The 5024-nt window shown below is 65.9% G+C and carries 5 protein-coding genes; all 5 read left to right on the plus strand.

Features of this window, described 5'->3' with window-relative positions; genetic code table 11:
* A partial coding sequence (locus QZ609_RS24405) for a CreA family protein (RefSeq protein WP_295500418.1) occupies positions 1-202 on the plus strand: 202 nt, incomplete at its 5' end.
* Between the two features lie 101 nt (positions 203-303).
* On the plus strand, positions 304-1737 hold the full coding sequence (locus QZ609_RS24410) for a pyridoxal-dependent decarboxylase (RefSeq protein ID WP_295500420.1): 1434 nt from the start codon (positions 304-306) through the stop codon (positions 1735-1737).
* A 201-nt stretch (positions 1738-1938) separates the two neighbouring features.
* Complete coding sequence (locus QZ609_RS24415) at positions 1939-2115, plus strand: hypothetical protein (RefSeq protein ID WP_295500422.1); 177 nt, start codon at positions 1939-1941, stop codon at positions 2113-2115.
* A gap of 324 nt (positions 2116-2439) precedes the next feature.
* The gene (locus QZ609_RS24420) at positions 2440-2967 is read left to right on the plus strand and encodes a (2Fe-2S)-binding protein (protein ID WP_295500423.1); all 528 of its coding nucleotides are present in this window, start codon (positions 2440-2442) and stop codon (positions 2965-2967) included.
* Between the two features lie 15 nt (positions 2968-2982).
* A partial coding sequence (locus tag QZ609_RS24425) for a xanthine dehydrogenase family protein molybdopterin-binding subunit (RefSeq protein WP_295500425.1) occupies positions 2983-5024 on the plus strand: 2042 nt, incomplete at its 3' end.

Below are 5024 nucleotides of genomic sequence, written 5' to 3' on the forward strand. Positions count from 1 at the left end.
CAAGCCGCTGCCGCAGCAGGACGACATGTTCACGCAGCGCCTGTCGCTCGTCTTCAAGACACTGCACGTGGTGCGCACGGTGGACCGCAAGCGCAACGTGCTGGTGTATCTGACGTATTCGGACAAGGTCCTCTCCGGTAGCCCCAAGAACAGTGTGACGGCGGTACCGATTCCGGCCAGCCAGCCGATCCCGGTCAAGTAGCTCGGCTGGCTGGCCATCGAGGTCTTTGCACGGCGCCGCCACCGCGCTTGAAACCACCTGTCCGACGGCTATAAATGGAACTCCACCGTGGGGAGGCCACCATGTCGGATGACTATCGTGCTGCGCTTGAGCAGGCATACGCCGTGGCCATGGCATTCCATGACACGCGTGCAACCCGGCGCCCCATGGCGGCCGCGCGTTTCGATGAACTGCGCGCGGCGTTATCTGCGCCAACCCCAAGCGAAGGCATGGCCGCGCTTGACGTCATCAAGCAGCTCGCTGCCGGTGCAGAGGGCGGCCTCATGGGCATGGCCGGCCCGCGCTTTTTCGCCAAAGTCATCGGCGGCTCCCACCCGGTCGGCGTCGCGGCCGACTGGCTGACCAGCATATGGGGGCAGAACAGCGGCAGCTACCACGCGTCGCCCGCCAACGCAGTCGTCGAACAGGTCGCCGCGGAATGGCTGCTGGATCTGCTGTCGCTTCCTCCTGAGTGTTCGGTCGGCTTCACGACCGGGGCTACCATGGCCAGCTTTGTCTGCCTAGCCGCGGCCCGAAGCGAAGTGCTGCGGCAAGCCGGCTGGGACGCCGACGCCGACGGCCTGTTCGGCGCCCCGCCGATCCACGTGTGCGTAGGCAACGATGCGCATATGGCGGTCTTTGCCGCCCTGCGCTATCTCGGGCTCGGCCATGATCGCGTGACGCGCATTGCGACCGACGACATGGGGCGCATGGACGTCGCCAGCCTGTCCGACGCGCTGGCGACGCACCAAGGGCCGTTGATCGTGATTGCGCAAGCCGGCCAGATCAATACGGGCGCGTTCGATGCGTTCGATCGGATCGCGGACGTCGTGCATCGGCATCGCGGCTGGCTTCACGTGGACGGTGCATTCGGCTTGTGGGCGCGCGCGTGCCCAGCGTTTGTCCAGTTGACGGCCGGTGTCGAGCGCGCGGATTCCTGGGCAACCGACGGCCACAAATGGCTGCAAACACCCTACGACTGCGGTTATGCCATCGTCAGGGACGCCAACGCCCACCGCCGGGCAATGGCTTACGAGGCCAGCTATCTCCCGCTGGCAGGCGGGGAGTGCCGGGAGCCATTTCACTATGTGCCCGAACTTTCGCGGCGCGCACGCGGCTTTGCTACGTGGGCGCTGATTCGGGCGCTCGGACGTTCGGGCATCGCCGCCATGATTGCGCAGCACTGCCGCTTGGCCCGGCGCATGGCCGAGCGGCTCGCACCCGAAGCCGGGGTGGAGATCCTGAACCCGGTCGAGCTCAATCAGTTCATCGTGCAGTTCGGTGGGCAAGCGTCCCCCGAGCGCTGTAGCGAATTGACCCGGGCCACCATCGAGCACATCCAGGAAGCCGGGGTCTGCTATGTCGCCGAAGCCACTTGGCGCGACCGCCTGGTGATGCGCTTCTCCGTCATTTCCTGGGCCACCACTGAAGAAGACATCGATCGGTCCGCCGACGCGATCCTCGCGGCCTGGCGGCAAGTTCGTGCCGGCCTCCGCGTTGACCAGGCTGCGCATTAGAGAAAGGCTGCGCATTGCCGGCCACACCGGATGGCCGTGACTCGGTCTTCCCACGGGAATCACCACATTGGTGCGCCGCAGCGCCCGCGTGGCGGCGAAACAACGCGTGTTGGTGCATAGGTAAACCTACGTATGGTGCATTGCATCATCTGGTGTATGATCAGGGTATTCCCTAACCGGGAATTCCCTAAGAGGCCAATCATGCAAAACACGAACGACCTGAAGCTGACCGACCAACTCGAACGCGAACTGATCGAGCGCGAAATGTCCGAAGGTATCTACTACTACCGCCGTCCGAACGGCCAATCGTTCTCCTTCGCCCCGTTCTTCACGGCGATCGCGAACCTCTTCCGTGCACCCAGCACTGCGAAGGCGTAAGTTGTAGTTTGTCGAAGGGCACTCGCCCAAGCTGGCATTAGCGTAGCCAGCAGCAACGCTGCAGTACCGTGCGCCGGCCACGTGCCGCCACACCCGCCAGGTCATGACTGCCTGGTGTCAAACAGGGCCGGATTCCGGCCCTTTGTCATGTCTGCGGCGCATGTTTTGCGTGCCGCAGCATGGTCTCGCTGCCCCCACTTCCCCTCGGTTGTCTTCTCTTTGTGTTGTGCTTTACTGGTAGAGCCGCGACCACCCACGCATAGACTCCGCGCGCATTTCCGCTGCGACGCGAGCACACGGCGACCATCCCCCAAGGAGACTCCCATGGCGATCAGCCTCAAGCTGTCGGTCAACGGTGCGCCCGTCACCGTCAGTGTCGAACCCCATACCCTGCTGGTCCAATTGCTGCGCGAGCACCTGCGTTTGACCGGCACCCACGTCGGCTGCGATACCGCGCAATGCGGCGCCTGCACCGTGCACATGAACGGCCGCGCCGTGAAGTCATGCAACATCCTGGCCGTGCAGGCCGACGGCGCGGAAGTCACCACCATCGAAGGTCTGGCCCGCGACGGCAAGCTGCACCCGATGCAGGAAGCGTTTCGCGAATGCCACGGCCTGCAATGCGGCTTCTGCACGCCCGGCATGGTGATGGCCGCGACCGCGCTGGTCGCACAAAACCCGCATCCTGACGAACGCCAGGTGCGTGAACAGCTCGACGGCAACCTGTGCCGCTGCACGGGCTACCACAACATCGTGCGCGCCGTGCTGCAAGGCGCCGAAGCCATGGCCGCGGCCGAAGGCGACGACGCCTCGCTGCAAAGCCTGGCCGCCGCGCGCGCTCACGCCGCATAACGGGAGGAGACCGTCATGAACGCTCCCGCAGAACCCAACCGCCACCTGATCGGTGCCGCCGTCAAGCGCAAGGAGGACTACCGCTTCCTCACCGGCGGCGGCCAGTACACCGATGACGTGATGCAGGCCAACCAGTCCTACGCCGTGTTCCTGCGCTCGCCGTACGCGCACGCGCGCATCAAGAGCATCGACGCCGATGCCGCGCGCAAGCTGCCGGGCGTGCTCGCCGTGCTCACAGGCGAAGACCTCGCCGCCGACAAGGTCAACGGCCTGCCGTGCGGCTGGCTGATCCACAGCATCGACGGCTCACCGATGAAGGAGCCGCCCCACCCCGTCATCGCCCAGGGCAAGGTCCGCCACGTGGGCGACCAAGTGGCGCTGGTGGTGGCTGAATCGGTGAAGATCGCCAAGGATGCCGTCGAGATGATCGACGTTGAGTACGACGAGCTGCCCGCCGTGGTCGACACCGCCACGGCGCCGAGCGCCGGCTCCGCCGTCCACGACGACGTGCCCGACAACACCTGCTACACCTGGGGCCACGGCGACAAAGCCGCCACCGATGCCGCCTTCGCCAAGGCGGCACATGTCACCCAGCTCGACATCGTCAACAACCGGCTGATCCCGAACGCGATCGAGCCACGCGCCGTCAACGCCAGCTACGCGCGCCAGGACGACAGCTACACGCTCTACGTCGCCAACCAGAACCCGCACGTGGAACGCCTCTTGATGTCGGCCTTCGTGCTGGGCCTGTCGGAAGCCAAGGTGCGCGTGATCGCGCCGGACGTGGGCGGCGGCTTCGGCTCGAAGATCTTCCTGTACCCGGAAGACGTAGCGCTCACCTGGGCCTCGAAAAAGGTCGGTCGGCCGATCAAGTGGACGGCCGAGCGTTCCGAGTCCTTCCTGACCGACGCGCACGGCCGCGACCATGTCACGCATGCGGAACTGGCGCTGGATGCGCAAGGCAACTTCCTGGCCATGCGCGTGCATACCACGGCCAACATGGGCGCGTACCTGTCGACGTTTGCCAGCAGCGTGCCGACCATCCTCTATGCGACGTTGCTTGCCGGGCAGTACAAGACGCCGGCGATCTACGCCGAGGTGAAAGCGGTGTTCACCAATACCGCGCCGGTCGATGCGTATCGCGGCGCCGGGCGGCCGGAAGCGACCTACGTGGTCGAACGCCTCGTGGAAACCGCCGCACGCGAACTGCAGATCGACCCGGCCGAACTGCGCCGCCGCAACTTTATCCGCACCTTCCCCTACGCCACGCCGGTCGGCCTGACCTACGACACCGGCGACTACGAGCCGTGCCTGGACCGCGCCATCGAACTGGCTGACGTGAAGGGCTTTGCCGCCCGCCGCGACGCCTCGCGCGCCAAGGGCCGGCTGCGCGGCATGGGCTACTCCTGCTATATCGAGGCGTGCGGGCTGGCGCCGTCGAACATCGCCGGGGCGCTGGGGGCACGGGCCGGGCTGTTCGAAGCGGGCGAGATCCGCGTGCACCCGACCGGCTCCGTCACCGTGTTCACCGGCTCGCACAGCCACGGCCAGGGGCACGAGACCACCTTCGCGCAGGTGGTGGCCGATCGCCTGGGCGTGCCGATCGAGAACGTCGAGATCGTGCACGGCGACACCGGCCGCATCCCCTTCGGCATGGGCACGTACGGCTCGCGCTCGATTGCCGTGGGCGGCTCGGCCATCATGAAGGCGCTCGACAAGATCGAGGCCAAGGCCAAGAAGATCGCCGCGCATCTGCTGGAGGCGTCCGCCGAGGACATCGAGTTCAAGGACGGCGTCTTCCGCGTGGCCGGCACCGACCGCACCAAGACCTTCGGCGAAGTCGCGCTCACGGCCTACGTGCCGCACAACTACCCGCTCGACAAGCTGGAGCCCGGCCTCGATGAGAGCGCCTTCTACGACCCGACCAACTTCACCTATCCCGCAGGTGCGTACATCTGCGAGGTGGAAGTCGATCCCGACACCGGCGAAGTGCACATCGACCGCTTCGTCGCGGTGGACGACTTCGGCAACATCATCAACCCGATGATCGTCGAGGG

It is taken from the genome of uncultured Ralstonia sp. (assembly GCA_913056305.1).
Classification (GTDB): Bacteria; Pseudomonadota; Gammaproteobacteria; order Burkholderiales; family Burkholderiaceae; genus Ralstonia.